The 26813-nt window shown below is 66.2% G+C and carries 26 protein-coding genes; 17 read left to right on the top strand and 9 right to left on the bottom strand.

Annotated elements, in window-relative coordinates:
- Positions 1–88 precede the first annotated feature (88 nt).
- Positions 89–835: a sulfite exporter TauE/SafE family protein gene (locus tag FHR94_RS17725; RefSeq protein ID WP_183327797.1), complete on the top strand. Its 747-nt coding sequence runs from the start codon at positions 89–91 to the stop codon at positions 833–835.
- A gap of 98 nt (positions 836–933) precedes the next feature.
- Complete coding sequence (locus FHR94_RS17730) at positions 934–1065, top strand: entericidin A/B family lipoprotein (RefSeq protein WP_183327799.1); 132 nt, start codon at positions 934–936, stop codon at positions 1063–1065.
- 47 nt (positions 1066–1112) lie between these two features.
- Here FHR94_RS17730 and FHR94_RS17735 read toward each other — a convergent pair whose 3' ends face one another.
- From FHR94_RS17735 to FHR94_RS17770, 8 genes are all read right to left on the bottom strand, one after another.
- The gene (locus tag FHR94_RS17735) at positions 1113–1637 is read right to left on the bottom strand and encodes an acyl-CoA thioesterase (RefSeq protein ID WP_183327801.1); all 525 of its coding nucleotides are present in this window, start codon (positions 1635–1637) and stop codon (positions 1113–1115) included.
- 92 nt (positions 1638–1729) lie between these two features.
- Positions 1730–3040 carry a short-chain fatty acid transporter gene (locus FHR94_RS17740; protein ID WP_183327803.1) on the bottom strand — a complete coding sequence of 437 codons (1311 nt, stop codon included), beginning with the start codon at positions 3038–3040 and terminating at the stop codon, positions 1730–1732.
- Positions 3041–3147: 107 nt separating this feature from the next.
- Positions 3148–4521 (bottom strand): MATE family efflux transporter, encoded by a 1374-nt coding sequence (locus FHR94_RS17745; RefSeq protein WP_183327804.1) that lies wholly within the window; start codon positions 4519–4521, stop codon positions 3148–3150.
- A 280-nt stretch (positions 4522–4801) separates the two neighbouring features.
- On the bottom strand, positions 4802–5434 hold the full coding sequence (locus FHR94_RS17750) for a porin family protein (RefSeq protein ID WP_183327807.1): 633 nt from the start codon (positions 5432–5434) through the stop codon (positions 4802–4804).
- A gap of 238 nt (positions 5435–5672) precedes the next feature.
- Entirely contained in the window at positions 5673–6308 is a 636-nt protein-coding gene (locus FHR94_RS17755) for an outer membrane beta-barrel protein (protein WP_183327809.1), read from the bottom strand.
- Between the two features lie 315 nt (positions 6309–6623).
- Positions 6624–6872, bottom strand: a complete 249-nt coding sequence (locus FHR94_RS17760; RefSeq protein ID WP_183327812.1) for a YfhL family 4Fe-4S dicluster ferredoxin — start codon at positions 6870–6872, stop codon at positions 6624–6626.
- 88 nt (positions 6873–6960) lie between these two features.
- The gene (coaD, locus tag FHR94_RS17765) at positions 6961–7440 is read right to left on the bottom strand and encodes a pantetheine-phosphate adenylyltransferase (RefSeq protein ID WP_183327814.1); all 480 of its coding nucleotides are present in this window, start codon (positions 7438–7440) and stop codon (positions 6961–6963) included.
- Positions 7437–9329, bottom strand: coding sequence for a beta-ketoacyl synthase (locus FHR94_RS17770; RefSeq protein WP_183327845.1), 1893 nt, complete (start codon positions 9327–9329; stop codon positions 7437–7439). Before FHR94_RS17770 ends, coaD begins: the two co-directional genes overlap by 4 nt.
- 375 nt (positions 9330–9704) lie before the next feature.
- Here FHR94_RS17770 and trmB point away from each other — a divergent pair, with 375 nt between their 5' ends.
- Positions 9705–10394: a tRNA (guanine(46)-N(7))-methyltransferase TrmB gene (gene trmB, locus FHR94_RS17775; RefSeq protein ID WP_183327816.1), complete on the top strand. Its 690-nt coding sequence runs from the start codon at positions 9705–9707 to the stop codon at positions 10392–10394.
- A gap of 6 nt (positions 10395–10400) precedes the next feature.
- Here the strand turns inward: trmB and FHR94_RS17780 are convergent, their stop codons facing one another.
- Positions 10401–11291 carry a LysR family transcriptional regulator gene (locus FHR94_RS17780; RefSeq protein ID WP_183327818.1) on the bottom strand — a complete coding sequence of 297 codons (891 nt, stop codon included), beginning with the start codon at positions 11289–11291 and terminating at the stop codon, positions 10401–10403.
- A gap of 123 nt (positions 11292–11414) precedes the next feature.
- On the opposite strand from FHR94_RS17780, the gene FHR94_RS17785 reads away from it, so the two are divergent.
- The 14 genes from FHR94_RS17785 to FHR94_RS17850 form a co-directional block, all read left to right on the top strand.
- Positions 11415–11837 (top strand): PACE efflux transporter, encoded by a 423-nt coding sequence (locus FHR94_RS17785; RefSeq protein WP_183327820.1) that lies wholly within the window; start codon positions 11415–11417, stop codon positions 11835–11837.
- Complete coding sequence (locus FHR94_RS17790; RefSeq protein WP_183327822.1) at positions 11834–12163, top strand: DMT family transporter; 330 nt, start codon at positions 11834–11836, stop codon at positions 12161–12163. The genes FHR94_RS17785 and FHR94_RS17790 overlap by 4 nt, the downstream gene beginning before the upstream one ends.
- A 34-nt stretch (positions 12164–12197) precedes the next feature.
- Positions 12198–13634, top strand: a complete 1437-nt coding sequence (gene dacB / locus FHR94_RS17795) for a D-alanyl-D-alanine carboxypeptidase/D-alanyl-D-alanine endopeptidase (RefSeq protein WP_183327824.1) — start codon at positions 12198–12200, stop codon at positions 13632–13634.
- An 18-nt stretch (positions 13635–13652) separates the two neighbouring features.
- A complete protein-coding gene (locus tag FHR94_RS17800) occupies positions 13653–14024 on the top strand; it encodes a diacylglycerol kinase (RefSeq protein ID WP_183327826.1) in 372 nt (123 codons plus the stop codon).
- A gap of 86 nt (positions 14025–14110) precedes the next feature.
- Entirely contained in the window at positions 14111–17092 is a 2982-nt protein-coding gene (gene glnE / locus FHR94_RS17805; protein WP_183327828.1) for a bifunctional [glutamate--ammonia ligase]-adenylyl-L-tyrosine phosphorylase/[glutamate--ammonia-ligase] adenylyltransferase, read from the top strand.
- 234 nt (positions 17093–17326) lie between these two features.
- Entirely contained in the window at positions 17327–18265 is a 939-nt protein-coding gene (locus tag FHR94_RS17810) for a sugar ABC transporter substrate-binding protein (protein WP_183327830.1), read from the top strand.
- 199 nt (positions 18266–18464) lie between these two features.
- Positions 18465–19475, top strand: coding sequence for an ABC transporter permease (locus FHR94_RS17815; protein ID WP_183327832.1), 1011 nt, complete (start codon positions 18465–18467; stop codon positions 19473–19475).
- A gap of 13 nt (positions 19476–19488) precedes the next feature.
- A complete protein-coding gene (locus FHR94_RS17820; RefSeq protein ID WP_183327834.1) occupies positions 19489–20448 on the top strand; it encodes an ABC transporter permease in 960 nt (319 codons plus the stop codon).
- The gene (locus FHR94_RS17825; protein WP_183327836.1) at positions 20445–22019 is read left to right on the top strand and encodes a sugar ABC transporter ATP-binding protein; all 1575 of its coding nucleotides are present in this window, start codon (positions 20445–20447) and stop codon (positions 22017–22019) included. Before FHR94_RS17820 ends, FHR94_RS17825 begins: the two co-directional genes overlap by 4 nt.
- A gap of 40 nt (positions 22020–22059) precedes the next feature.
- Positions 22060–23139, top strand: a complete 1080-nt coding sequence (locus tag FHR94_RS17830) for a maleylacetate reductase (protein WP_183327838.1) — start codon at positions 22060–22062, stop codon at positions 23137–23139.
- Positions 23136–24503, top strand: coding sequence for an amidohydrolase family protein (locus FHR94_RS17835; protein ID WP_183327841.1), 1368 nt, complete (start codon positions 23136–23138; stop codon positions 24501–24503). Before FHR94_RS17830 ends, FHR94_RS17835 begins: the two co-directional genes overlap by 4 nt.
- Entirely contained in the window at positions 24500–25417 is a 918-nt protein-coding gene (locus tag FHR94_RS17840) for an NAD(P)-dependent oxidoreductase (protein ID WP_183327842.1), read from the top strand. The genes FHR94_RS17835 and FHR94_RS17840 overlap by 4 nt, the downstream gene beginning before the upstream one ends.
- 4 nt (positions 25418–25421) lie before the next feature.
- Entirely contained in the window at positions 25422–26285 is an 864-nt protein-coding gene (locus FHR94_RS17845; protein ID WP_183327843.1) for an intradiol ring-cleavage dioxygenase, read from the top strand.
- Positions 26286–26328: 43 nt separating this feature from the next.
- On the top strand, positions 26329–26813 hold a 485-nt coding region (locus FHR94_RS17850; RefSeq protein ID WP_183327844.1), incomplete at its 3' end, for a malonic semialdehyde reductase.

Genomic DNA, 26813 nt, shown 5'->3' on the forward strand with positions numbered 1-26813 from the left:
GTAACAGCTGGTTCCTTCCTCCCACCCCTGCCGCTATGCTGGGCGCCTGCCTTGCTTACCACGGCTACCATGACGAAGGGATTCGCCCATGACACTGCTCGAGGCGCTGGCGCTGTTGCTGGTCGGCAGCCTGGCGGGGTTCATCAACGTGCTCTCGGCAGGGGGGTCGATGTTGACCCTGCCGCTGCTGATGTTTCTGGGCCTGCCGCCTCAGGTCGCCAATGGTACCAACCGCGTTTCCATCGCCCTGCAGAGCGTCTCGGCGGTGGCCAGTTTCCTGCGGGCCGGCGCACGGCACGTGGGACTGAGTCTGCGCCTCTCGGTACCGGCGGTGTTCGGCTCCTTGCTCGGGGTCTGGCTGGCACTGCGCACCGGCGACGCCCTGTTCGAGGCGATCCTGATCGTGGTGATGGCGGGAGCGGCCCTGCTGATGCTGCTGCCGCAGCCACGGCTGGAGACCCGCCCGCTGACACCGGAGCGCCTCACCCCGGCGGTCTATCTGGCGATGTTCGCCATCGGCATCTACGGTGGCTTCCTGCAGGTGGGGGTGGGCATCCTCTTCATGGTAGTGCTTTACCGCATGCTGAGGATCGACCTGGCCCAGGTGAACGCCTTCAAGGTGCTGATCGTACTGGTGTATACCCTGCCGGCGCTGACGATGTTCCTCTATCACGACCAAGTGCGCTGGGCCTACGGCCTGGTGCTGGCCACGGGCAGCATGTCCGGCGCCTGGCTGGCGGTACAGGTCAACATGAGCCCGCGCGGAGCCTTCGTGGTGAAGTGGCTGACCGTCGGGGTGATCGTCGTCATCATCCTGCGGCTGCTGCTGGCGTGAGGCCGGGGGGTGTCGGTACCGTCTGCAAGACGGCTGCAGCCCGGGCAGCGTGCTAGATTGAGAGGGGCATAGCCCGCCCACTGCACAAGGAGAATCTCATGAAGCGCATGCTCTCGCTGATCCTGGTCGCCCTCTTTGCTGCGTCGCTGCTGGGCGGCTGCAACACCATCCGCGGTGCCGGACAGGACATCGAGGAAGGCGGTGAGGCCATCCAGGAAAGCAGCTACTGATCAAAAGCTGCGACTGAGCCCCGGGGCGGACCGCGGCTGAACCGCTCTCACGGCTCCTCGCCGGCTGACAAGGCGGCGCCGTGCTCGTCCTGGGTACGGCGCTCCTCCTCCTCGGCCTGCTTGCGCAGCTTCTTGCGCAGGGCCGCCTTCTCGTGACGCAGCTTCTGGGCTCGTGTCGCGAGCGGCAGGGGCGGGACGCGGGCCGGCTTGCCATCGCCGTCCACCGCGACCATGGACAGGTAGCAGCTGTTGGTATGTCGGATCACCTTGTCCCGGATGTTCTCGGCCACCACCTTGATGCCGATCTCCATGGAGGAACGGCCCACATGGTTGACGCTGGCCAGGAAGGTGACCAGCTCGCCAACATGGATCGGCTGCTTGAACAGCACCTGGTCCACCGACAGGGTGACCACGTAGTGGCCTGAGTAACGGCTGGCACAGGCATAGGCCACCTCATCGAGCTTCTTGAGAATGGCCCCACCGTGCACCTTGCCGCTGAAGTTGGCCATGTCCGGGGTCATCAGCACGGTCATCGTCAGTTCGTGCTGGCCGGGCAGTGAGTGTTCGTCCATCGCGGTGTCCTCCTGAGGTGTCCTGACAGCATAACGCCTGGCTCCCGCAAGGGAAGCCAGGCATATGCCGGAGTGCGGGGCTCGCTCGGGGGTCAGAACCAGGTCAGGCCGACCGCGATGATCGCCCCGGTGATGAACAGCTGGATCAGGCAGAAGCCCATGATGTCCTTGGCCTTGAGCCCGGCGATGCCGAGTACCGGCAGGGCCCAGAAGGGCTGCAGCAGGTTGGTCCAGGCGTCCCCCCAGGCCACGGCCATGGCCACCCGAGGGATGTCCACGCCCAGGGCCTGGGCCGCCGGCAGCATCACCGGGGCCTGCACCGCCCACTGGCCGCCGCCGGAGGGCACGAACATGTTGACGATCCCGGCACTGAGGAAAGACCAGAAGGGCAGGGTGGTCGCAGTGGCGAAGGAGATCAGCGCCTCGGACAGGCTCTCGGCCAGTCCCGACTGCACCATGATCGCCATGATACCGGCGTAGAAGGGGAACTGGATGACGATGCCGGCCCCGCCCTTGATGGCCTCCTGCAGGCTGTTGAGCAGGCTCTGGGGCGTGCGGTGCAGCACGATGGCCAGGAACAGGAACAGGAAGTTGACCACGTTAAGATTGAGGCCGCCGCCGCGCAGCACGAAGTGGTCGAGCAGGAACAGCAAGCCGGGGATGCCGACCAGCCAGGCCAGGGTCATGCTGTTCTCGAGGCGCTCCGCCGGACGGGTGATGCGCGGCCGTCGTGTCTCCACCTCACCCAGCAGCTTGGGGTCGACGTAGACGCTGTCCTTCTCGTCCGGCAGCATCATCCGGTTGACCAGCGGCACGGCGATGAACAGGCAGAGCACGATGGCCAGGTTGAACAGCGAGAAGATGGTCTCGCCGGTGCCGATCACGCCGATCTGCTCGACGGCGAAGTGGCCTTCGGTAGCGATGACCAGCGGCACCGAGCCGGCTAGCCCACCGTGCCAGACGATGAAGCCCGAGTAGGCACTGGCGACCAGCAGGCGATAGTCCACCCGGATCTGGCGGGCCAGTTCCTTGGCGAACAGCGCGCCCACCACCAGGCCGAAGCCCCAGTTGATCCAGCTGGCGACCAGTGACACCAGGGTGACCAGCACAATGGCCGCGCCGGCATTCTTCGCCAGGCCCGCCAGCCGCTGCAGCAGGCGGCTGACGGGAGGGGAACTGGCCAGCATGAAACCGGTGACCAGCACCAGCAGCATCTGCATCGAGAAGGTCAGCAGGTTCCAGAAGCCATCGCCCCAGAAGCGCAGCACCGCCAGCGGCGTCTGGCGCTCCACGGCGATGGCGGCGGCCGCGGCGATGAGGGTCAGCAGCAGCACGAAGATGTAGGGATCGGGCAGGTACTTCTCGACCAGCTTGACCGCGGGTCTGGACAGGGCCTTGAGCATGAGGGGATCGCTTCCTTTCGATGATAAAGGATCGTTGGAAAAAATAGCGCATCCTCAGAACGTTGCGCTTACGGGCAGGTCAACGCTGCCGAGCCGAAAGAATGTTGTCAAAGTCGACCTTGGTCGAGGTCGGCAGGGCGGGGACTATCGCACCAGCGGGTGCATCGGTAGTGACGGTAATAGGCGACCAGCACGCCCGAGCGCACCGCGGTGAAGACGAGGAAGGCCAGCCACAGGCCATGGTTGGCGAAGCCGGGCGGGCCCAACGTCTGGGTGAGCCACCAGGCCGGCAGGTAGGCGGCGAGGCCAAGATAGATGCTGTTACGCATCTCGCGGGTCGCCGTGGCGCCGATGAAAATGCCATCGAGGAGGTAGCTCCAGACGGCGACCAGCGGCATCGCGACCATCCAGGGCAGGTAGGCCCCGGCCGTCTCCCGTACCGCCGGCAGCCCGGTCAGTAGGGCGATCAGCAAGTCGCCGCCAATGGCGAAGGCCAGGGCGGCCAGGAGCGCCGTGATCAGCGAGAAATGTGCCGTCGCACGCACGGTGGCGGCGAACTCGTCCCAGCGCCGGCGGCCCACCGAGCGTCCAACGAGGGCCTCGGCGGCGTGGGCGAAGCCGTCCAGCAGGTAGCTGACCAGCATGATGAACTGCAGCAGCACCGCATTGGCCGCGAGCACGGTATCGCCTTGGGCGGCGCCCCGCGAGGTGAAGAAGGCCATGGCGAAGAGCAGGCCCAGGGTGCGCACGAAGAGATGGGCGTTGACCCGCAGGAGCTCGCCATAGGCGGCCAGGCGCAGCAGCCGTTCGCGCAGGAAGCGTCCCTCCAGCAGCTTGAGTTGGCGCGACACCAGCCAGAGGCCGAAGGTTAGCGCCGTATAGTCGGCGAGCACCGTGGCCCAGGCCACGCCGTCGCTGGTCATGCCCAGGCCTACCACGAACAGCAGGTCCAGGGCGATGTTGACGCCATTGGTCAGTACCAGGATGGCCAGCGTCACCCGTGAGTTCTGCTGGCCCAGGAACCAGCCAAGGATGGCATAGTTGGCCAGCACCGCCGGGGCCGAGAGCAGGCGGATGCGGGCGTACTCCGCGGCCAGCGCCGTGGCCGCCTCGCTGCCGTCGAGCAGCCACAGCCCCAGCGTCACCAGTGGTCCACCGGCGAGGATCAGCCCCAGGCCGATCGCCAGGGCGAGCAACAACGATTGGCCGAACAGGTTGCGCACCTCACCGTCCGCCTCGCGGCCCACGGCCTGTGAGGTCAGGCCGGTGGTACCCATGCGCAGAAAGCCGAAGCCCCAGTAGAGGAAGCTGAACAGCGTTGCCCCCAGGGTGACGCCGGCGAGATAGCGCGAGTCGGGCAGATGGCCAACTACGGCGGTATCCACCAGCCCCAGCAGTGGCACGGTGATGTTGGAGAGGATGATCGGCCAGGCCAGGGAGAAGACACGCTGGCGAGTAGCGGTCGGGGAGGATGGTGTCACGGGAAATCCGTCGGCGGTCAAACCGCGCAGGGTGGCGTGTCCCGGTTCGTAACGCAACCGCCCCACCGGGGAGCGCAGGGCTATCGCAGATAGCGTCCATCGCTCGGGTCTGGTCTGGCGATAAGCCTATGAGGAGGCGCTGTAAACCCATCCCTGGGCGCTACCGACGCCATCCCTGGCGTGGACCTCCTCTTCGGCTTGCCCCCAGCGCCCCTCGCTTTGCGTAACGGCGATAGCCCCACTGGGTGGCGGGGCGGCGGCAGGCGCGGTCGGCGGCCTTCTAAAAATGGTAGCCCAGGCTGGCGGAGACGAGATGGGTCTCGAGCGCCTCACCGCTCTCGCCGATGTCGTAGCGCTCATACGCGGCACGCATCATGAGGCGGTTGATCCGGTATGTCGCGCCGATGCCATAGAAAGGGGCGGTATCGCCGCCCAGGGCTTCGCCCTGGACGATGGTGTTGCCATTGACGCGGTCGGTGCCGGCCATCTTCACCTGTCCGGCAAGCATGCCCAGCCTGGCGTGCAGGCTGATACCGTAATGGAAAGGCATGACTCCCACCAGAGCAAGGCCGAGGCCGTCCGCGTCGACAGCGAGCTCGGCTGTCGTCAGATGGCCAGCGCGTGGTGCGGTCGAGCCATTGGCCGCAAGGTCACCGAAGTCGAGGTAGTTGGCCTCCATGGCCACGAAGGGTGTGAACTGATAGCCGGCAAAAAGCCGATAGCCGGTATCGCCGTCACCGATGTTGGCACCCAGGGCATCCCGCCGTTCCAGCGGATCGTTCTCCAGCACGGCCTGACCGGCGCCGATCTCCAGGTAAGGCCCGGCATGGGGGACATGCTCGTCACTCTGGACCAAGGCAGAGGCCGCGGCCAGGCTGGGGACGAGGATGGCGGTGGCGATCAGGCGGTGCATCTGGCGCTCCTTGTCACGGCGAGCCCGGGGGACATCAGGAACCGGCCGGCGTCCAAAGCAAAAAACGGTGAATATTTGTAATGTAGGTGATCCTGGCCGCTTGTCGAGTGCCAGCCATGGCAGGGAGCAGGCGTGACCCGTCGGGTGGTGTTCGGTACGCAACGCAACAGCCCCGCCGTATGGCGGGGCTGTGATGCCGGCGGGCAGGGCAGGCCGCCGAGGTCAAGGGCGAGCCTGGCTAGAAGCGGTAGCCTAGGCTGGCGGAGGCGACGTCGATCTCGAAGTCCTCGCCGCTGTCGCTGAGTTCGTAGCGCTCGTACTCGGCCCGCAGAATGACCTGGTTGATCTGGTACTCGGCACCAAGGCCATAGTAGGGATCGGTGCCGTCTCCTCCCGATTCTCCATCGTAGATGACGTCACCGTTATAGCGTGCAGTTCCGGAGACCTCCCCATCCCAAGCGAACATGCCCACCTTGGCATGCAGGCTGAAGCCATTCTGTATCGGCAGCTTGCCGACCAAAGCAATGCCAAACCCTTCAAAGCTTAAATCTATGTCGGCTGTTGCGGTGTTTACTCCGTCTGTCACTGTTGCATTAGCTTTGAACTCTCCAAAATCCAGATAGCTAGCCTCTAGGGCAAAGTTCGGATTGAACTGGTAGCCGGCAAACAGCTTGTAGGCTGTATCACTGTCGTCGGTATCGAGGCCCCAGCTATCCAGTTGGTCAAAGGTGTCGCTATCTAAGGTGGCTTCCCCAATCCCGGCACCCAGATAGAGTCCCTCATCGGGGTTGTACGGCTGGTACTGATAGTTCTGGGCGACGGCGGGGGTGGCGACAAGGCCGGCGAGGACGGCGGTGGCGATCAGACGTTGCATCATGCGCTCCTTTGCATGGTATAGGACTTGCCGACAGGGCGGCGTCGCAAGGCAGCGACCCTGTCGTAACATCCTGTTAACGGATGCCGTGCTGGATAGTACTTGCTAATTCCAGTTAACGCCATGGCTCATACAGCAGGTATGAGCCGAGTCAAGAAGCAGGAAGGTCAGGACCTCGGCCGAGCGGCCTTACGGCGCTGCCGGGGAGGCAGCGTCAGCCGGTACGCCGGCGAGATGGGAAAGTGTGGGGAAAGCCAACCATCGACGCCCCGCTCGATGAGCGGGGCGTCAGGCATGATGCTGGATGATAGGCGCTCAGGCGGCGGTAATGGTCTGGTACTTCGCCATCAGCTCGTCATGGTCTTCCTTGCGGTCCGGGTCTAGCGGGATGCAGTCGACCGGACAGACCTGCTGGCACTGGGGCTCGTCGTAGTGGCCGACGCACTCGGTGCACAGGTTGGGGTCGATGACGTAGATCTCCTCCCCCGGTGAGATGGCGCCGTTGGGGCATTCGGGTTCGCAGACGTCGCAGTTGATGCACTCGTCGGTGATCATCAGGGCCATGGGGTACCTCACGGAAGTCGCGGCCGGTCACGCCGGCCCTTGCCCTTGGTGCAGTCGACCTCGGGCGCGAGATGCCCGAGTGCCGTGGTCAGGTATTGTAATGGCTCTTCAGCGTCTCGGCGACCTTCGGGTGCACATGCTTCGAAACATCGCCGCCGAGCTTGGCGATCTCGCGCACCAAGGTGGAGGAGATGTAGGAGTTCTCGACCTCGGGGGTCAAGAAGACGGTCTCCAGCTCCGGCATCTGGGCGCGATTCATGTTGGCCAGTTGCAACTCGTACTCGAAGTCCGACACCGCGCGCAGGCCGCGCAGCAGTACGCGTGCCTTCTGCTGCTTCATGAACTCGGTCATCAGTCCCGAAAAGCCGACCACCTCGACGTTGCCCAGGTCGGCCACGACCTCTCGGGCCAGGGCGATGCGGGTGTCGAGATCAAGCGCCGGTCCCTTGCCCGGGCTCCCGGCGATGGCCACCACCACCGTGTCGAAGAGGCGTGCCGCGCGCTCGATTAGATCGTAGTGGCCATTGGTGATGGGGTCGAAGGTCCCGGCGTAGACGGCGATGGTCATGAGTCGTCTCCTTCCTCGATGCGTCCGAAGGGGTTGTCCACGGCCAGCGACACCGGGCGGGCATAGCCCGGGATGCGGATAGTCGCCTCGCTGACCTCCAACTCCGGTCCTTCCAGCACGCCCTCGCCGAAGCGATAGCGGGCCTGGAAGTGGCCCCGGTCGGCGGCCTGGCGGTATTCGGCGGCCACCTCACGGGTCACCTCGCGACGCACCTGCCAGGCCGCCACGGCGGCCGGGCCGTGGCGGGCCACCAATAGCCGTTCGGTGACGGCGGGGGAGAGCACCACGCCGGTGGCGTTGTTGCCGCCGAAGCCTTTGGCATTGATGAAGGCCGCATCGGCTGTGAAGGCGCGTGGCGTGCGGGAGAACACCAGCCGTTCGGCATGCACGTCATCGGCCACGGCGTCGAGGGTCGGGATGCCCGGCAGCAGGTCGTGGGCGAAGCTGCCCAGCGCGCTGGTCAACTGGTCGCCGGCGGCGCTGCCCTGAGAGTGGCCGACGAAGGTCTTGACCGCCACCACCGGCCAGGCCTCGATGCCATGAGCCCGGGCCACCAGGTCGAAGACGTGGGATTCGGTGACGCGGTTCTTCGGCGTACTGGTGCCGTGAGCATGCAGGAAGGTGCGTTTTCTGAGCGCCGTCTCGCCGAGCAGGTCGCGTACCAGGGCGGCGGCCTTGCCCAGGGTGATGTAGTTGCCGATGCCCGGGGCCGAGATCGAGCGCTTCCAGCCGTCGGCGTTGACGAAGACATCCGGGACGCTGCCCAGCACCTCGGCTCCGGTCTCCAGCACCAGGCGGTCGTCCATCAGCATCACAAACTGGCTGGCCTCGCCCATGGTGAAGCCGCAGTTCTTGGCGAAGGGGCGACAGGCGCGCTGGTAGTCGCTGTCGGTGAGCAGCTCCAGGGCGTCCAGGGCCTTGAGGCTGTCGTCGTCGGCCAGGGCCCCCATGGTGCGAAAGCCCTCGATGATCTCCGGGGTGATGGGGGCGTCGGCGGTGCCGACCATGGCGACCCGACAGCGCCCGGCGCGGATGTCGTCCACCCCCAGGCGCAGGTTGTAGAGGAAGCTGGCGCAGGCGCCCAGCGCCGCCCCGGTGCTGCCCACGCTGCCCAGTACATAGGCATTGAGGAAGTCGGCGGGCATCTGGCCATAGCCCAGCGGCATCTGCTTGGAAGTGGCGCGCTTGCCGGAAACGAAGCTCTTGAGCAGCCCGCCCCAGCCCTCGTCATCGAGCTGGCCGATGGAGTTGCCGGCGTAGACCGCCACCTCGCCAGGGTCCAGGCGGTCGCGCAGCTCGTCCCAGAGCAGGCCGCTGTCTCCCAGGCAGTCGCTGGCGGCGAAGATCGTCATGGAAAGTCCGCGGGGGTGGTGCACGCTACGATACAGCCGGCTGGGCTCGAAGCCACTCGGCAGCTGAGCGGCGGCGCGTACCTGGGCCGGGCGGGTCTCGGGCAGCATCACGTCCATCTCGCCGGCCGGCACCGTCACCTCCAGGGTATGGCGGTCGCGCTCGCGGACCTGCCAGGTCGGCGGCAGGCTGTCGGGCAACTGGCGTCGCCGAATATGGAAGGTCAGCGGGGCGTCCAGCGCCAGGCTCGCCCGGCGGTTGGCGGGCAGGCCCTCGGCATTGAAGCGCGGATCCTCGATGCGCCGGATCAGGGTATGGTCGAGCACCTGCTGGCGGGTCTGCGCCACGAGGGTGGGGGCATCGAGGCGGTTACCATCACCGTCATGCCAGGCATCGTCTGCCTGACCATGGGCCAGGCGCATCATCGCCGCCAGGCCGAGCAGGGTCCGGGCCTGGTCGTCATCGGACAGGGCGTCGAGCACGGTGCGTCGGAACGCCTGATGGCCCGAGGTTCGGCCGGCAGCGTTCACGCCTCCCATACCCACGATCACCGGTAAATGTGACAAGCCGGGTTCCTCGTTGTGCGGTTGATGTCTGGGCTCAAGGTCTGTCGGTATCAGGCCATGGATCATAGCACCCGCCCTGTGGCGTCGTCATGCGGGCGGCGGCAGGCAACAGGGCTATCGCAGTTAGCATTGTCGCCGGGGCTGCTCTGTCGGCAAGCCTGCGAGGAGGCGCTATGAATACCTCCTTGTACGCTACCGACGCCATCCCTGGCGTAGGACCTCCTCTTCGGCTTGCCCCCCAGCGCCCTCGCTTTACGTAACGGCGATAGCCCTGCGGCAGGCAATGTCCTGCGCCGGCCCCGTGGCGACTGCTAGAATGGGGCGGTTGCCTTGCCACCGAGTCACCCCATGACCCCGCGTTCGCGCGCCATCACCTCCCGCCAGACCGGCCCCCATGAGGATCTCTCGCGTCGCGTGACGCGGGCCTTGGCGCACCCGCTGCGCAAGCCGATAGCAGTGCATACCCGGGAGGCCTTCGACCAGGCTCGGCTCTGGCGGGCGGAGCAGGGCGAGCGGCCGTTGGTCCTGGATGCCGGCTGCGGGGTGGGGCTTTCGACCCGGCGGCTGGCCGTGCGCTTCCCCGAGGCCGTCGTGATCGGCATCGACCGCAGCGCCGACCGGTTGTCCCGGGATCATGGGCCATTGCCCGACAACGCCCTGCTGGTACGCGCCGACCTGGTGGACTTCTGGCGGCTGGCGCTGGCCGAGGGTTGGCGGCCGGCCCGCCACTTCCTGCTCTATCCCAATCCCTACCCCAAACCCGCCCACCTGAAGATGCGCTGGCAGGGCCATCCGGTACTGCCGACGATCCTGGCCCTGGGCGGGTGCCTGGAGCTGCGCTCCAACTGGCGCCTCTACGTCGAGGAGTTTGCCCTGGCGGTGGCACAGGCCACCGGCGTCGCGGCGACGGTGGAGGCCTTTGAGCCCGGCGCCGCCTTCCTTACCCCCTTCGAGCGCAAGTACCACGAGAGCGGCCAGCCGCTGTGGCGGCTGGTGGTCGAGCTACCGTATCGTCCCGCGCTGGTGCCCGGCACCTGAGCCGGTTCAGCCCCGCCGGTCGCGAAAGCGCTCGCCCAGGCTGCGGCGCAGCCAGCGGGCGATCGGCCCCTGGGCGCCATCCCGCCGGGATACCGTCTCTACCTCGATGACCGGCAGGATGCCCAGGGCCGCGCCGGACAGGGCCACCAGATGGTCGCGGAACGGGGGATAGTCGGCGATATGCTGAGGCACCAGCGCCCAGCCCAGGCCGCGGGTGGCCAACTCGGCCATGGAGTAGAAGCTGTTGAGCCGCCAGAACCGGGCGCCGAGTGGCGTCGCCGGGTCATCCTTGGTCCGTGAGGCGATCAGCAGCTGGCGATGCGCGGCCAGGTCGCCGGGAGACGGGGCCTGCTGCCTGGCCAGGGGGTGATGGCGACTCACCACCAGAACCTGGCGCAGCTGCGCGACCGTCACGCCCTCGAGCGGGGCGTCGTCGAGATGGTGGCCAAGCAGCACGCCGAGGTCCGCGGTGCGCTCCGCCACCCAGCGGGCCACTTCTCCTTGGGCGCCATACAACAGGGTGAGCTGCAGAGCCGGGTAGTGGTGGGCCAGGGCTTCCAGGGTCGCATCCACCTGGGGCATTTCTACCAGCGCCTCGTGAATGGCCAGCACCAGCCGTGCCTCTTCGCCCTCGGCGATGGCCCGGGCGCGAGCATCCAGCCGCTGGCATTGCCGAAGTACCGCCTGTGCCTCGTGAAGCAGGGCCTCGCCGGCCTCGGTGAGGCGCGGCAGCCGACCGCGGCGGTCGAAGAGCGTACAGCCGATGTCGACCTCCAGGTGGGCGATGGCGGTGCTGACCGCCGACTGGGCACGTCCCAGATGGCGCGCCGCCGCCGAGAAGGAACCCTGCTCGGCGGTCGCGACCAGAATCTCCAGCTGCTCCAGGGTCCAGCGCATGGGGGGCTCTCCGATCTATCGGGTTTTTAGATGGATTCTAACTCGCTTCCATCGGCACCATGGCTAGAATGAGCCCCATCGTCGAGGCCCTGGCCTGACGGTTCGAGGCTGAGGAGGTGCACGATGCGATCCTGGAAGGAGCGGCTGGCCCATACCCTGTTGTTCGAGGCGGGTGGGGTGATGATGGTGACGCCGCTGGCCAGTGGGCTCAGCGGTCACGACAGTGGTCGGATCGGCCCGCTGGCGGTCTTCATGGCCAGCTTCGCCATGCTCTGGAACCTGGTCTGGAATCGACTGTTCGACCACTGGGTGCCGACCCGGCGGCGGCGCCTCGACCAGCGAATGGCCCAGGCGCTGGGCTTCGAGCTGGGCATCCTGGTCGCGACCTTGCCGGTGGTGGCCTGGTGGCTCGGCATCGGCCTAGGGGAGGCGTTCTGGCTGGATCTCGGCTTCATGGCCTTCTTCCTGGTGTACGCCCTGGTCTTCAATACCGCCTTCGATCACTTCATGCAGCGGCGGCTGCAGCGCCGCAAGGAGCCGGCATGACCTATGTGTACCTGGCGCTGGCGATCGTCGCCGAGGTGATCGCCACCAGCGCCCTCAAGGCCTCCGACAGCTTCACCCGGCTATGGCCCAGCGTCACCGTGGTGGTGGGCTATGGTCTGGCCTTTTACCTGCTCGCCCTGGTGCTGCGCAGCCTGCCGGTGGGCATCGCCTACGCCTTCTGGGCGGGGCTGGGGATCGTGCTGGTGACCCTGGTCGGGTTGCTGGTCTATGGCGAACGCCCGGACCTGCCGGCCCTGCTGGGGCTGGCGATGATCATCGGCGGCGTCGTGGTGATCCAGGTTTTCTCCTCGGTATCGGCCCATTAAGCTGTTGCCCTTTCTGACCGGAGGAAGCGCCCCCATGTCGCGACGCCTGATGCCCCTGCTGCTGATTGCCCTGCTGCCCCTGGGGGCCCACGCCGAAGGCTTCGCCCGGCTCGCCGAGCTGGCCGAACGGGGATTCTTGGTCGGTGCCGAGGCGCGGCTGCTCGACGAGGGCGGCGAGGTGCTGGGCGTCATCGAGCCGCACCGCCCGCTCTCGCCGGCCTCGGTGACCAAACTGTATACCGCGGCGGCGGCGCTGGAGCGCTGGGGGCCGCAGCATCGCTTCACCACGCGGTTGGTAACGGCGGGCCGGCTCGATGGCCAGGGCGTGCTGCACGGTGACCTGGTGCTCGAGGGCGGCGGCGACCCAGGGCTGGTCGACGAGGACCTGTGGCGCCTGGTCCAGCAGCTGCGTCAGCACGGGGTGCGCCGGGTCGAGGGGCGGCTGATCATCAGCCAATGGCGCTTCGGGCCGGTGACCTGTACCACCACTGACCGTTGCCAGGCTCGCGCGCGCGCCGGCAACGCCTACAGCGCGCTGCTGTCGTCGGCTGGGGTCAACCATGGCAGCTGGTGCGTGAAGGTGCTGCCCGGGCCGCGGGCGAGCAGCTCGGCCCGGGCGGTGAGCTGCCATGGCGAGACACCGCTGATTCCCCTCGAGAACGGTATCAATACCCTGCTGGCGGGCGAGCCCACACGGATCAGCGCCCAGCGGGTCACCGAAGGGGGCGGGGACCGGCTGGTACTGGACGGTGACATCGCGCTCAACAGTGCCCCGCGGGAGTTCTATCGCGCCAGCTCCGACCCGGCTCGCCAGACGGCAACCCTGCTGCAATCGTTGCTCGAGCAGGCGAACATCGCCATCGTCGGGGACCAGGCCAGCAGCGGCGAGGCACCGCCGGCACGGGCCAGGACGCTGGCGGCGGTGGAGAGCCAGCCGCTGCAGGAACTGTTGCTGCGCATGCTCAACTACTCGAACAACTTCATGGCCGACGTGCTGGCCCTGAACCTGGTCGAGGCGCCCCAGGCCACCCTGCCCCAGGCCGGTGAGGCCCTCGAGCGCTATACCCTGACGGTGCCCGGGCATGGCCCGGTGACGCTGCACAGCGGCAGCGGCCTGACCACCGGCAATCGCACCTCGGCCACCGGCATCACCGCGCTGCTCGAGGCCATGTATCGCCGTCCGGCGCTGTTCCCGAGTTTCGTGGCCGGCCTGCAGGCACCGGCCAACGGCCCGATGCGTTTCATTCGCCGGGGCGGGTCCACCTTCCATCAGCAGGTGATGCTCAAGACCGGCACCCTCAACGAGCCGGTGGCGGTGCGTGCGGTGGGGGGCTACTTCCGGACCCGCTCCGGTCGCTGGGGCGTATTCGGCGTACTGGTCAACGGTACCGACCGCACGCCCTGGCTGGGCTGGCCCCAAGTGCTCGATCCCCTGGCCGATGACCTCGAGCGCATGATCGACGCGCACTGACCCGGGAGACCTACCCCAATGAAGCCTGGATACACCGGCTGGCGCCACCTGCTGCACTCCACACGTTACTCGCTCAAGGGCCTGCGCGCCGCTTTCCGCCACGAGACGGCCTTCCGCCAGGAGCTGGGCCTGTGCCTGTTCCTTGTGCCGCTGGCCGTGTGGCTCGGCGAGGAGCCGGTGGAGTGGATCCTGCTGGTCGGCAGCTGCCTGCTGGTGCTGGTGGTCGAACTGCTCAACAGCGCCATCGAGACCACGGTGGATCGCATCGGTCCCGACCATAACGAGCTCTCCGGGCGGGCCAAGGACATCGGCTCGGCGGCGGTGATGCTCTCGCTGGTCACCGCCGGCCTGACCTGGGGGCTGCTGGCCGGGGCGCGGCTTCTCGGATGAATCCCTCGCATTGCCGGCTGACGGGTGCCGGGGTCGCGTTCGCTTGGGTATGCTGAGGGTATTCGTCAACCGGATGCGAGATGCCCATGGCCCTGCCCGATGACTTCCTGCCGCTGGACACGATCCCCGAACCGCTGGTGGCCCCGCTCGAACACGCCTGGGGTCGCCTCACCGATGCGCTCGACCAGGCCCATCACCTGGCCGACATGACCGGCAACGAGTCTCCCCTGGAGGACTGGTGGGCCCTGTCGGCCTCGCGTCGTGCCCAGCTGGCCCGGGTGCTGGCCATCTCCGGCTTCGCCGCCGAGACCCTGGTGCGCCATCCCGACTGGCTGCTCCATCTGGATGCCAGCGGCGAGCTGGACGAGGCCCTCGCGCCGGAGGCGCTGCGCGACGGGCTCGACGAGCGCCTGGAGGCCGCCGAGGATGAGACCGACCTGCAGGCCGCGATCCGGCGCTTCCGTCAGGCGCGTATGCTGGGCATCGTGTGGCGTGATCTCACCCGACCCGCCGGGACCGACATGTGGGCCACCGCCGCCGCGGTGTCACGCCTGGCCGAGACCTGCCTGGAGGGGGCCCTGACCTGGCTCGAGACCCACCTCGCGCCCCGCTGGGGGCACCCCGCCCCCTGCCGCGACGGCCGCGAGCAGCGCCTGGTGGTGCTGGGCATGGGCAAGCTCGGTGCCGGCGAGCTCAACCTTTCCTCCGACATCGACCTGATCTTCGCCTTCCCTGAGAAGGGCGAGACCCAGGGGGGACGCAAGTCCCTCGATCACCAGGAGTACTTTACCAAGCTGGGGCAGCGGTTGATCACCGCCTTGGACGCGGTGACCGCCGACGGTTTCGCCTTCCGGGTCGACATGCGCCTGCGCCCGCTGGGTGACGGTGGTCCCCTGGTGGGCAACTTCGCCTCGCTGTCGAGCTACTACCAAGACCAGGGCCGCGAGTGGGAGCGCTACGCCATGCTCAAGGCGCGGCCCGTCGCCGGCGATCTGGAAGCCGGCGCCGAGCTGCTGGCCAGCCTGCGCCCCTTCGTCTACCGTAAGTACCTCGACTTCGGGGCCATCGAGTCGCTGCGCGAACTCAAGGCGATGATCAACCGCGAGGTGCGCCGCCGCGGCATGCAGGGCAACATCAAGCTCGGGCCCGGCGGCATCCGCGAGGTGGAGTTCGTGGTCCAGGCCTTCCAGCTGATTCGCGGCGGCCGCGATACCGAACTGCAAGTCACCTCTCTGAAGGTGGCTCTCGAGCGGCTGCCCGAGCTCGGCCTGCTACCCGCCGAGGTGGTCGACGAGCTCTTGCCCGACTACGTATTCCTACGCGACCTCGAGCACGTGCTGCAGGCCCTGGAAGATCACCAGACCCAGACGCTGCCCGTGGATGCCACCGACCGCGAACGGGTGGCCCTGGCCCTGGACATGGAAGACTGGCCGGCGGTCATCGCGCGGCTCGATGAGGTGCGTGCCCGGGTGCAGCGCCACTTCGACGCGGTGATCGCCGAACCCGAGGAAGACGTCGAGGAAGCCTCGACCGGGGACGGGGATGGCCCAGGACTGGAGGACTGGCGCGAACTCTGGCGGGGGGAACCGGACGACACGGAAATACGTGAGCGACTCGAGGCCGCCGGCTTCGAGGAGCCCGGCACGGCGGCACGTCGCCTCAAGGCGCTGCGCCACTCCCGCCAGGTCCAGGCCATGCAGCGCATCGGCTTCGAGCGCCTCGAGACCCTGATGCCGCTGCTGCTGGACGCCGTGGTGGAGAGCGCGGCGCCGGACACCGCCCTGGAGCGGGTGCTGCCGTTGATCGAGGCGGTGCTGCGGCGCACGGCCTACCTGGCGCTGCTGCGCGAGAACCCGGAGGCCCTGGAGCACCTAATGCGGCTGTGCAGCGCCAGTCCCTGGATCGCCGAGCAGCTGGCGCGTCATCCCATTCTGCTCGATGAGCTGCTCACCCCCGAGACCCTCTATACCCCGGCGGACAAGACGCGGCTGGCCGATGAGCTGCGCCAGACCCTGGGGCGGCTTCCCGAGGACGACGAGGAGGCGCAGCTCGAGGCGCTGCGGGTGTTCAAGCACGCCCAGGTGCTGCACGTGGCGGCCTCGGACATCGTCGGCACCCGCCACCTGATGAAGGTCAGCGACTACCTTACCTATATCGCCGAGGTGATCCTCGAGGCGGTGCTGGGCATGGCCTGGAAGCACCTGACCCGCAAGCATGGCTTTCCCGAGCGCCGTGAAGGCGGGCGTGCCGGGGCGGAGCCGGCGTTCCTGGTGGTCGGCTACGGCAAGCTCGGCGGCATCGAGCTGGGTTACGGCTCCGACCTGGACCTGGTGTTTTTGCATGACGGGGCGACCCAGGGCAGTACCGACGGCGACCGGCCCATCGACAACCCGGTGTTCTTCACCCGCCTGGGCCAGCGCATCATTCATCTGCTCACCGCCGTCACCCCGGCGGGCCACCTCTACGAGGTGGACATGCGCCTGCGTCCCTCCGGCAACGCCGGCCTGTTGGTCTCGACCCTGGAAGCCTTCGCCGACTACCAGCGCCACCAAGCCTGGACCTGGGAGCACCAGGCGCTGGTACGGGCCCGAGTGGTCGCCGGCCACCCGCGGCTGGCCGAGCGCTTCGACGCCCTGCGCGGCGAGATCCTGGGCCGCGAGCGGGACCCGGTGGCGCTGCGCGAGGAGGTGGTGGCGATGCGCCGCAAGATGCGTGACCACCTGGGGGGCAAGAGCGGGGAGGACGAGTTCGACCTCAAGCACGACCCCGGCGGCATGGTGGACATCGAGTTTTTGTGCCAGTACGCGGTGCTCGCCATGAGTCACGAGACCCCAGAGTTACTCGCCTACAGCGACAACATGCGTCTGCTCGAGACCCTGGAAGCCACCGGGCGCCTGCCCGCCGAGCAGTGTCAGCGCCTGCGCGAGGCCTACCTGGCGCTACGCAGCGCGGCCCATCGCTCGGCACTGACCGGCGACCCTGCCCGTGGTCGCCATGACGACTTCGAAGAGCATCGCCAGACGGTCATCGACGCCTGGCAGCGCCTGCTCGAGCCGCAGAACGAGTGAGCCCGGGCGGGTCTGATACCCGCCCCTTGCCCCCGACAGCCCGCGCCCCGCCGGTCATCGACCGGTGGGGCGCGGTGCGTTGTGGCGTGCCATTGGGCGACAAAATAACCAGATTGGCCATTTCTCCCTCGTGGTCGCGTTGCGCCAAATCAAGCCACGGCCATAAGCTCCCCAGACCCTGACAGCCCCCCATGGCGAGTCAGTGAAAGCAACGACAACAAAGCAGGTGACACCATGTTCTACAGAACAGCGCTAGCGACCAGTGTGATGATGCTCTCGGCGGGCCTTGCCCAGGCACAAGAGACCTACCGGATCGGCATCACCCAGAACAATGTCGGCGTCGACAGCTACCAGACCACCTATGAAAGTGCCTTCGAGAATGCCGCCGAGGAGCTCGATAACGTCGATGTCGTCGTACTCGATGCCGGCGGCGATGTGGCCCGCCAGATCGGTCAGATTCGCAACCTGATCCAGCAGAATGTCGATGCCATCATCATCTGGCCGACCAATGGCCAGGCGGTGATCCCGGCCATCCGTCAGGCCCACCGGGCGGATATCCCCGTCGTGGTCACCAACTCCAAGATCGCCGAGGCCGGTCTCGAGTATATCGCCGCCTTCTCGGGCCCCGACAATGTCCAGCAGGGAGCCTCCTCTGCCGAAATGATGTGTGAGGCCCTGGATGGAGAGGGCCAGATCGTCCAGATCGCCGGGCAACCCGGCTACACCACCGCCATGGAGCGCTCTAAGGGATTCGAGGACCAACTGGCCGAAGCCTGCCCGGGTGTCGAGATCCTCGAGACCCAGCCGGGTGACTGGAACCGCGAAAAGGCCCAGCGAGTCATGGAGAACTTCCTCACCAAATATGATGACATCGACGGCGTCTATGCCGGTGACGACAACATGGGCGTCGGCGCCTTGAACGCGGCCAAGAGTGCCGGTCGGGCAGACGATATCGTCTTCATCGGGGCCACCAACTTCGCCGTGGGCTACGAGGCTATCGAGCGCGGCGAGTACTACGGCTCCATCTACCAGTCTCCGGTCGATGACGCCGAGGCGGCCCTCCAGACCGCCCTCGATGTCCTGGCGGGCGAAGAGGTGCCGAAGATGAACTTCTTCGAGACCCCCAAGATCACGGCCGACAATATCTCCGAGTTCGACAAGCCGGTGTTCTGAAGAGGCGCGCCGAGGACGCATGACGTCTCGGTACGCCATGCGTTTCCTCGACCCACTACAGACGATCCGTTGGCCATGATGGATGGCCGAGCAGTGACCTGTCCTTTCTCCGAGCTCGAGACAGTGCCGGAAAGGTTGGCTCACTGTGACGGACAACCGGTGACCTTCGGAACAAGGTTGTGCCCTAGAGGTAAGTGACATGGCTTCTGCAGAACAGACCAAGCACGGCTTCATGCTCAGCAAGCAACACAGGGCCAGTCTTCTGAGCTTCCTTTCGGCTCAGGGGATCCTGGTGTTCTTCCTGATCTGCATGTTTGCATTTTCGCTGTTTTCCGAACAGTTCCTTTCCCAATCGAACATCATGACGGTAGTCCGGCAGGCATCGATCATCGGTATCATCGCGGTCGGTGTCACGGTGGTGATCATCGGCGGCAACCTCGATCTCTCGGTGGGGTCGATGCTGTCGTTCGCTACCGTCCTGGTAGTGGACCTGCATGACAAGATCGGCCCGACTGGTGCCATCCTGGCGATGTTCGCCCTGACCCTGTTGCTCGGGGCCGTGAACGGCTTCCTGGTGGGGTTCATGCGACTTAATTCGCTCATCGTCACCCTGGCGATGCTCTCGGCGATCCAGGGCCTGGTACTGATCTACAGCGGCGGCCAGAACGTCGACATCGCCAATCAGAGTGAGACATGGTTCGGCGTGTTCGGTCGGGGCTACGTGCTGGGCATCGCGGTGCCGGTGCTGCTCTTCGCCCTGCTGGCCATCGTCGTCCAGGTGGTCATGTCCTTCACCAGTTACGGCCGGCGTATCTTCGCCATCGGTGGCAATCCCGCGGCGGCCGTCTATTCCGGCATTCGGAAGAACTGGTGTGTGTTCAGCACCTACCTGATTTCGGCCTTCTGTGTGGGCTGTGCCGCCCTGGTGCTCGGGTCTCGCGTCATGGGCTCCCAGAACAACGTGGGACAGGGCTACGAGCTGCTCGTGCTGGCCGGGATCATCCTCGGTGGCACCAGCCTGCTGGGCGGCGCCGGCAGTATCTGGAAGACGGTCATCGGGGTGCTGATCCTCGGCTTCATCCAGAACGGCCTGCTGCTGCTGGGCTACCCCTACTACACCCAGTGGCTCGTGACCTGGGTCATCATCATCATCGCGGTATGGCTGGACCTTGCCAACAAGCGCAAGCGTCTGCTGACCAGCCACTCCTGACAGGGTGAACACCATGATCGATATGAAGCGTTTCATGAGCGGTGGCATGGGCATCCAGCCGATATGGCTCTTTGTCATTGCCATCACCATCTTCTTCAGCGTCATGTCCGACTACTTCCTGTCGGTGGGCAACCTGACCAACATCCTCCTCCAGGCCTCCACCATCGGGCTGCTTGCACTCGGCATGACCTACGTGATGATCAACGGCAACATCGACCTCTCCGTGGGGGCGGTCCTGGGGCTGGCGGCGTCCCTCTCGGTGGGCCTGCAGGACTACGGCCTGGCCGTGGCGGTGCTGGCCGCCATCGCCACGGGCGTGGCGCTGGGGGCCCTCAATGGCCTGCTCGTCTGGAAGACAGGCGTCAACGCCTTCATCGTCACCTTGGGGGCGATGATCGGGGTGCGAGGCTTGATCTTCATCTACACCGAGGAGCAGTCCTTCTATGCCACCAACTTTGCCTTCTCGGACTTCGGTGCCAGCACCATCGGCCCCTTTCCAGTGCTGGCCATCATCTTCCTGCTTTGCACCCTGGTAATGCACCTGGTGCTCAAGAAGACCGGCCATGGCCGCAACACCTTCGCCGTGGGGGGCAATCCTGAGGCGGCCCTGGATGCCGGCATCCGCATCGGCCGCAACATGATGATCAACTTCATGATCGTCGGCTTCTTCGCGGCCCTGGCCGGTGTCCTGCTGGCCACCCAGATGGGCGCGGCGACACCCAACCTCGGCCGGGACTACGAGCTCTGGACCATCACCGCCGTCGTGCTCGGCGGCACCAAGCTCACCGGGGGTTACGGCAGCATCACCGGCACCCTGGGGGGTGTACTGGCCATCGGGATCCTGCGCAACGGCATGAACATGATGCAGGTGCCGGCCTTCTACGTGCTGGTCATCCTCGGGGTGATCCTGGTCACCGTGCTGATCATCGACCAGCAGATCAGCCTCAAGTCTTCCAAGGGGGTGCAGGTATGAACACGGCAGCAAGGACACAGACCCCAGGGGCACCCGGTCAGGGGGAGACTCCCCTCCTGTCCCTGGTCGACATCACCAAGACATTCCCGGGTGTGGTCGCGCTCAACAAGGTCAGCCTCGATGTCCGGGCAGGCGAGGTCCATGCCCTGCTCGGCGAAAACGGGGCAGGCAAGTCCACGTTGATGAAGGTGCTGGCCGGCAAGCACAAGCCCAACGGCGGCCAGATCCTGCTCGAGGGGGAAGAGAAGGTCTTCGAGACTCCCAAGCAGGCCAAGGAGAGCGGCATCGTGCTGATCCACCAGGAGCAGTCGCTGGTACCGGAGATGTCGGTGGCCGAGAACATCTACCTGGGCAGCCTGCCCAAGAAGTGGGGCAACCGCGTCGACTGGAAGACCCTCCATCGGGACAGTACCGAGATCCTCGACCGTCTGAAGTGCTCCTTCAGTTCGAAGGACATGGTGAGCGATCTGTCGATCGCCAAGAAGCAGATGGTCGAGATCGCCCGGGCGCTCGTCTTCACCCCCAAGATCGTGGTCTTCGATGAGCCCACGGCGTCGCTCACCGACCACGAAAAGCCGGTGCTCTACGATATCATCAATACCCTGCGCGAGCAGGGCGTGGGTATCGTCTATATCTCCCACCGGATGGACGAGATCTTCCACCTCTCCCAGCGGATCTCGGTGCTTCGGGACGGCGAGTATAACGGCACGGTGAATACCGCCGACACCAACGAGGACGAGGTCACAAAACTGATGATCGGCCGCAGCCTCGAGCTCGACCATGCCAGCAAGCCGAAGGATTTCGGCGAGAACATGCTCGAGCTGCGCAACCTCACGGTCAATGGGGTCTTCGAGGATGTCAGCTTCAATGTCCGCAAGGGCGAGATCGTCGGCATGTACGGCCTGGTCGGGGCCGGGCGCTCGGAGGTCGCCGAGACCATCTTCGGCCTGCGCAAGATTTCGAGCGGAGAGATGCTGCTCGACGGCAAGGTCGAGCATATCCATTCGAGTCATGATGCCGTGGTCGAGGGGATCGCCCTGGTCCCGGAGGATCGCAAGGACCAGGGTCTGATCCTGGGGATGAACTGTCGCGACAACATGACCCTGGCGGGCCTGGACACCGTCTCCTCGTATGGGTTCATGAAGACCGGGGCCGAGAAGCGCGTCTACGACAAGTATCAGCAGGCGATGAAGATCAAGACGCCCAGCTGGCGACAGAAGGTCGGCAACCTCAGCGGCGGCAACCAGCAGAAGATCGTCATCGGCAAGTGGCTACACACCCACCCCAAGCTGCTGATCCTCGATGAGCCGACCCGCGGCATCGATGTGGGCTCCAAGGCGGAGATCCATGCCCTGATCAAGGAGCTGGCCAGGACCGGGTATGCGGTACTCGTGATCTCCTCGGAGATGCCCGAAGTGCTGGGCGTCAGCAATCGCATCGTTGCTATGTACGACGGCAAGGTGACCGCCGAGTTCGACGGCGATGAAGTCTCCGAGGATGTGCTGGTGCAGGCCATCACCGGGCAATACGTGACAGGTGCCGGTGCATCGGCCGAACAGCCAGTCGCGTGATGCCCACCATGGGGCCCACCCAACCAACGAGGACAACATCATGATGCCATTCACCTACAATGGTCTGCCATCGCGGGTCATCTTCGGCCAGGGTACCCTGGCCCAAGTGGCCGAGGAGGTCCAGGCGCTGGGCTGTTCGCGGGTCCTGGTACTCTCCACCCCTCAGCAGGAGGAGCAGGCCCGCCAGGTGCTCGACCAGCTCGGCGAGCTGGGGGCCGACGTCTTTGCCGGGGCCAGGATGCATACCCCGGTGGAGACCACCGAGGAAGCGATGCGCGTACTGGCGTCGCTGGGCGCCGATGGCGTCGTGGCCATCGGCGGCGGCTCCACCATCGGGCTCGGCAAGGCCATCGCGCTGCGCGCCGACCTCCCCCAACTGGTCATCCCCACCACCTATGCCGGTTCCGAGATGACACCGATCCTCGGCGAGACCCGGGAGGGCCTCAAGACCACCCAGCGCACCCTCAAGGTACTGCCCGAGACGGTCATCTATGACGTGGACCTGACGCTCGGGCTGCCCGTCGGCATGTCGGGCACCAGTGGCCTCAATGCCATCGCCCATGCCGTCGAAGCCCTCTATGCCCAGGATCGCAACCCCATCGTTTCGCTGATGGCGGAGGAGGGCATCGCGGCCCTCGCCCGTAGCCTGCCGACGATCGCCGCTACGCCCACCGATGCCACCGCCCGCTCCGATGCCCTCTATGGTGCCTGGCTGTGCGGCGCCTGCCTCGGCTCCGTGGGGATGTCGCTGCATCACAAGCTCTGCCACACCCTGGGCGGCTCCTTCGACCTGCCCCATGCCGAGACCCACACCATCGTGCTGCCCCATGCCGTGGCCTACAACGCCGAGGCCGCGCCGGAGGCGATGGCGCGCATCGTCCGGGCGCTGGGCACGGCCGATGCCGCCGGGGGGCTTTATGACCTGGCGCGCGCCGTGGGGGCGCCCCTCGCCCTGCGGGATATCGGCCTGAATGAGGACGACATCGATCGGGCCACCGAGATCGCCACCGCCAATCCCTACTGGAACCCCCGCGAAATCGAGGCCGATGGCATCCATCGCCTGCTGAGCGATGCCTATGCCGGCCGTCGTCCGACGTCTCTGGAGGCTACCGACGCATGAAGACCTTGCTGACCAATGCCACCGTCCTGACCCTGGACCCGGCCATCGGCGACCTGACCTCAGGCCAGGTGCTGGTGGAAGACGACCGCATCCTGACCGTGGGTCATGATCTCTCCGCCGAGGGCGCCGAGGTCATCGACTGTGGTGGCGGCATCCTGATCCCGGGGCTGATCAATGCTCACATGCATACCTGGCAGACGGCCCTGCGCGGGGTCGCCGCCAACTGGACGCTGCTGGAGTACTTCGGCCATGTGCATCGCGGCCTGGCCGCCCTGTTCACCCCCGACGACATCCATATCGCGACCCGCCTGGGCGCGCTGAATCAGCTCAACTGCGGCACCACCACCCTGGGAGACTGGTGCCATAACAACCCCACCCCGGCGCATACCGATGCCGCCGTAAAGGGGCTGCAGGAAGCGGGCATCCGGGCGCTGTTCTTCCATGGCTCCCCCAAGCCGGACCCCAAGCCCGGCCAGCCCCACTTCAGCGAGATCCCGCATCCCCGCGGCGAGGTCGAGCGCCTGCTCGCCGGACCGCTGGGGGACCCCAACGGGCGCGTGACCCTGGGCCTCGCCATCCTGGGCCCGCACTACTCGACCCTCGAGGTCTCCCTGCACGACTTCGAACTCGCCAAGGAGTTCGGCCTGGTGGCTTCCATGCACCAGGGCGGTGGCGAGGCCGTGAGCCCCGGTGGTTGGGACGTCATCGAGGAGCGGGGACTGCTGGGGCCGGACATCAATATCGTGCATGGCCAGAGCCTGGATGATGGCCAACTGGCCCGCTTCTGTGCCCAAGGCGTGACCTTCTCCATCGCCCCCGAGAACGAGATGACCCAAGGGCACGGTTTCCCGATCACCGGTCATGTCCGCCGCCATGGCGGCGTTGTGTCGCTGGGGGTAGACCTCGAATCGGTGATCTCGGGTGACATGTTCTCGGTGGCGCGCATGGCCCTGGGCATGCAGCGCTCACTCGACAACGACGCCTCGCGTCGCGAGCAGGGCAGCATCCCCGCTACCTCCACCATCCGCACCCGCGAGGCGCTGGAGTGGATCACCCTCGACGGCGCCCGCGCCCTCGGGCTCGAGGACCGCATCGGCAGCCTTTCGCCCGGCAAGCAGGCCGACATCGTGCTGCTGGACAGTAGCCTGCTGAACATGCAGCCGGTCAGTGACCCGGTGTCGAGCGTCGTCATGCAGGCGAGTCTCGCCAATGTCGACAGCGTCATGGTGGCGGGAGAGTTTCACAAGCGACACGGCCGGTTGCTGGCCGATGTGGAGGATGGCCTGCGTGAGCTCGAGGCCTCCGGGCATCGCATCTACGCCGAACTACAGAAGCGCGAACACCACGAGGAGACAACCCAATGACAACCACACACAAAGTGGCCTGGGTGGGCCTGGGCAAGCTTGGCCTGCCCATGGCGGCCCGCATCGCCCAGGCGGGGCATGCGGTGCAGGGGTTCGACCTCAGCGCCGAACGCATGGCCCTGGCCGAGCAGGCCGGGATCGTCACCCATCGCGAACTGGCCGCCGCCGTCGACGGCTGCTCCCTAGTGCTGGTCTCGATCCCTGATGACCGGGCCCTGCTGGCGCTGTGCCTGGGGGCGGGGGAGCTGGTCGCGCACATGGCGCCTGGTACCACGCTGATCGAGACCAGCACTGTGAGCATCGAGGCCTCCGAGCAGGTGGCCCGGGCCGCCGAGGCGCGAGGCATCGCCTACCTGCGCTGCCCGGTGTCGGGCAACCCGGTCGCCGCCGAGGCCGGCACCCTGTCGGCCATGGTCTCCGGTCCGCAGGAGGCCCTGGACGCGGCCGTTCCGGTTATGCAGAGCTTCACCAAGGCCCAGTACTGGCTGGGCGGCGAGGAGCAGGCGCGCTACGCCAAGCTCGCCATCAACCTGATGATCGCGGTCAGCGCCGGGATGCTGGGCGAGGCCCTGGCCATGGCCCGCAAGGGCAACATCGGCTGGGACGCGATGCTCGAGCTGGTCGCCGACAGCGCGGTGGGCTCGCCGATGGTCCAGTACAAGGTGCCGCCGCTGCGCGAGCGGGACTTCACCTCGACCTTCTCCGCCGCCCAGATGGCCAAGGACCTCGACCTGATCCTCGGCTGCGCCCATGGTGCTGGCGTGCCGGTGCCGCTGGCCGCCCAGATGCGCGAGGCCTACGCCTCCCTGATCGGCACCGGATACGGCGAGGACGACTACATCGCCACGGTCCATCACACCGAGCGCCTCGCGGGGCTGCCGGCCATCGACCGCACCGCCGACGCAAGGGGATAATGCCATGCGTAACCTGAATGCCGACAACATCACCGACGCCGTGATCAATGAGTTCTCCGGCTGTCAGGACGAGCGATTGAAAACGATCCTGAACAGCCTGGTGACCCACCTGCATGCCTTCCTGCGCGAGGTGAAGCCCTCCGAGGAGGAGTGGACCCAGGCCATCGACTTCCTGACGCGTACCGGGCAGATGTGCGACGACAAGCGCCAGGAGTTCATCCTGCTCTCCGATACCCTGGGCGTGACCATGCTGGTCGACGCTCTCAATCACCAGACCTCGGACCCGATGGTCTCGGAAAGCACCGTGCTGGGGCCTTTCTATGTCGCCGACCCGCCCCAGGTCGCCCAGGGTGAGGCGATCGACTGGGGCGTCGAGGGCGAGCCGCTCTACGTGGAGGGTCGGGTCCACAACGAACTCGGTGAACCGCTGGCCAATGTGGTCATCGACGTCTGGCAGTCGGACAGCGAAGGCTTTTACGACGTCCAGAAGGAACTCGACAGCGCCTCGCTGCGAGCCCGGTTCACCACCGACGACCAGGGACGCTATGCCTTCTGGTCAGTGACGCCCTCCCCGTACCCGATTCCCACCGACGGCCCGGTCGGCAAGATGCTCGAGATCACCGGACGCCACCCCTATCGACCGGCCCATGTGCACTTCATGCTGATGGCCAAGGGGTATGAAACCCTGGTGACCCAGGTGTTTGCCGAGGATGATCCCTACCTGGATTCGGATGCCGTCTTCGGCGTCAAGGATTCCCTGGTCAGGGACTACCGGCTGATGCCACCGGGACCGGCACCGGATGGGCGGACCCTGGAGTCCTCCTATCGTCATTTGAAATATGACTTCGGCTTGAAGAAGGCAAGCTGAACGTCGAGACCCACGAAACCATTGTTCCACAAGAGGTATTAACATGACCGCCATCGATCAGAACGCCGTCGAGACCCTGTTCACCGAGGCACGCACCCACAATGTGTGGAAGGATCAGGAGGTGAGCGAGGACACGCTTCGCAAGATCTACCAACTGATGCATTTCGGCCCGACCTCAATGAACTGCCAGCCCCTTCGGGTGCTCTTCCTGAAAAGCCAGGAAGCCAAGGAGCGACTCAAGCCAGCCCTGATGCCTGGCAACCAGGAGAAGACCATGAAGTCACCGGTGGTGGCCGTGCTGAGCTATGACACCAAGTTCTACGAGCACCTGCCGCGCATGTTCTCCCACAACAAGGACGCCAAGTCGCTGTTCGAGGGCAAGACGGACTTCATCAACACCACGGCCTTCCGCAACAGCTCCATCCAGGGAGGCTACTTCATCCTGGCCGCCCGTGCGGTGGGGCTGAGTGCTGGGCCGATGTCCGGCTTCAACAATGCCGCCGTGGACGAGGAATTCTTCCCCGATGG

It is taken from the genome of Halomonas cerina (genome assembly GCF_014192215.1).
In the GTDB taxonomy this organism is placed as follows: domain Bacteria; phylum Pseudomonadota; class Gammaproteobacteria; order Pseudomonadales; family Halomonadaceae; genus Halomonas; species Halomonas cerina.

What these genes read in the sequence shown, in the direction of transcription:
- FHR94_RS17725 (WP_183327797.1), top strand. Translation starts at nt 89, where the DNA reads ATGACACTGCTCGAGGCGCTGGCGCTGTTGCTGGTCGGCAGCCTGGCG.
- FHR94_RS17730 (WP_183327799.1), top strand. Translation starts at nt 934, where the DNA reads ATGAAGCGCATGCTCTCGCTGATCCTGGTCGCCCTCTTTGCTGCGTCG.
- FHR94_RS17735 (WP_183327801.1), bottom strand. Translation starts at nt 1,637, where the DNA reads ATGGACGAACACTCACTGCCCGGCCAGCACGAACTGACGATGACCGTG.
- FHR94_RS17740 (WP_183327803.1), bottom strand. Translation starts at nt 3,040, where the DNA reads ATGCTCAAGGCCCTGTCCAGACCCGCGGTCAAGCTGGTCGAGAAGTAC.
- FHR94_RS17750 (WP_183327807.1), bottom strand. Translation starts at nt 5,434, where the DNA reads ATGCACCGCCTGATCGCCACCGCCATCCTCGTCCCCAGCCTGGCCGCG.
- FHR94_RS17755 (WP_183327809.1), bottom strand. Translation starts at nt 6,308, where the DNA reads ATGCAACGTCTGATCGCCACCGCCGTCCTCGCCGGCCTTGTCGCCACC.
- FHR94_RS17760 (WP_183327812.1), bottom strand. Translation starts at nt 6,872, where the DNA reads ATGGCCCTGATGATCACCGACGAGTGCATCAACTGCGACGTCTGCGAA.
- coaD (WP_183327814.1), bottom strand. Translation starts at nt 7,440, where the DNA reads ATGACCATCGCCGTCTACGCCGGGACCTTCGACCCCATCACCAATGGC.
- FHR94_RS17770 (WP_183327845.1), bottom strand. Translation starts at nt 9,329, where the DNA reads ATGGGAGGCGTGAACGCTGCCGGCCGAACCTCGGGCCATCAGGCGTTC.
- trmB (WP_183327816.1), top strand. Translation starts at nt 9,705, where the DNA reads ATGACCCCGCGTTCGCGCGCCATCACCTCCCGCCAGACCGGCCCCCAT.
- FHR94_RS17780 (WP_183327818.1), bottom strand. Translation starts at nt 11,291, where the DNA reads ATGCGCTGGACCCTGGAGCAGCTGGAGATTCTGGTCGCGACCGCCGAG.
- FHR94_RS17785 (WP_183327820.1), top strand. Translation starts at nt 11,415, where the DNA reads ATGCGATCCTGGAAGGAGCGGCTGGCCCATACCCTGTTGTTCGAGGCG.
- FHR94_RS17790 (WP_183327822.1), top strand. Translation starts at nt 11,834, where the DNA reads ATGACCTATGTGTACCTGGCGCTGGCGATCGTCGCCGAGGTGATCGCC.
- dacB (WP_183327824.1), top strand. Translation starts at nt 12,198, where the DNA reads ATGTCGCGACGCCTGATGCCCCTGCTGCTGATTGCCCTGCTGCCCCTG.
- FHR94_RS17800 (WP_183327826.1), top strand. Translation starts at nt 13,653, where the DNA reads ATGAAGCCTGGATACACCGGCTGGCGCCACCTGCTGCACTCCACACGT.
- glnE (WP_183327828.1), top strand. Translation starts at nt 14,111, where the DNA reads ATGGCCCTGCCCGATGACTTCCTGCCGCTGGACACGATCCCCGAACCG.
- FHR94_RS17810 (WP_183327830.1), top strand. Translation starts at nt 17,327, where the DNA reads ATGTTCTACAGAACAGCGCTAGCGACCAGTGTGATGATGCTCTCGGCG.
- FHR94_RS17815 (WP_183327832.1), top strand. Translation starts at nt 18,465, where the DNA reads ATGGCTTCTGCAGAACAGACCAAGCACGGCTTCATGCTCAGCAAGCAA.
- FHR94_RS17820 (WP_183327834.1), top strand. Translation starts at nt 19,489, where the DNA reads ATGATCGATATGAAGCGTTTCATGAGCGGTGGCATGGGCATCCAGCCG.
- FHR94_RS17825 (WP_183327836.1), top strand. Translation starts at nt 20,445, where the DNA reads ATGAACACGGCAGCAAGGACACAGACCCCAGGGGCACCCGGTCAGGGG.
- FHR94_RS17830 (WP_183327838.1), top strand. Translation starts at nt 22,060, where the DNA reads ATGATGCCATTCACCTACAATGGTCTGCCATCGCGGGTCATCTTCGGC.
- FHR94_RS17835 (WP_183327841.1), top strand. Translation starts at nt 23,136, where the DNA reads ATGAAGACCTTGCTGACCAATGCCACCGTCCTGACCCTGGACCCGGCC.
- FHR94_RS17840 (WP_183327842.1), top strand. Translation starts at nt 24,500, where the DNA reads ATGACAACCACACACAAAGTGGCCTGGGTGGGCCTGGGCAAGCTTGGC.
- FHR94_RS17845 (WP_183327843.1), top strand. Translation starts at nt 25,422, where the DNA reads ATGCGTAACCTGAATGCCGACAACATCACCGACGCCGTGATCAATGAG.